Raw genomic sequence first — 548 nt, 5'->3', positions numbered from 1 at the left:
ATTCGCTTCAACTCAACCCGCCGCCCAGAACGCGGTACAGGGTGACGAGATTGGTGGCGCGCGCGAGCCGCGTCGTCACCAGATCCCGCCGGGCGCTGTAGGCGGTGCGCTGTGCGTCGAGCGATGTCAGGAAGGAATCGACCCCTGCGCGATATCGTGCGTCGGACAGCCGCGCCGATATCTCAGCCGCCGATGCCCGTCGCGTCCGGGCGCCGATCTGGGCGTCAATCGTGCCGCGCGTCGCCAACGCATCGGCGACCTCGCGGAACGCGGTCTGCAGGGTCTTTTCATAGGTTGCGACTGCGCCCTGTTGCTGGGCCCGTGCCAGATCCAGATTGCCCTTGCGGCGACCGAAATCGAAGATCGGCAGGGTCGCGCCGGGTGCCACCGACCAGCTCTGGCTGTTGGCCCCGAACAGCCCGCTGAGCGCGGAGCTCACCGTGCCAAAGCTGGTGGTCAGCGAGATTGTCGGGAACATGGCAGCGCGTGCCGCGCCGATATTGGCATTTTGCGCAATCAGTTGATGTTCGGCCTGCAGCACGTCGGGA

The 548-nt window shown here is 66.2% G+C and carries 1 protein-coding gene; it reads right to left on the bottom strand.

The features are described 5' to 3' along the window. Positions 1–7: 7 nt before the first annotated feature. Positions 8–548, bottom strand: a 541-nt coding sequence (locus AACY08_RS28405; RefSeq protein WP_339472424.1) for a TolC family protein, incomplete at its 5' end; no start/stop codon positions are given.

The organism is Pseudomonas sp. EL_65y_Pfl1_R83 (genome assembly GCF_963970695.1).
GTDB lineage: Bacteria > Pseudomonadota > Gammaproteobacteria > Pseudomonadales > Pseudomonadaceae > Aquipseudomonas > Aquipseudomonas tritici.
Note: the sequence above shows the minus strand (reverse complement) of the source record. Positions and strands in the feature narration are given on the sequence as shown.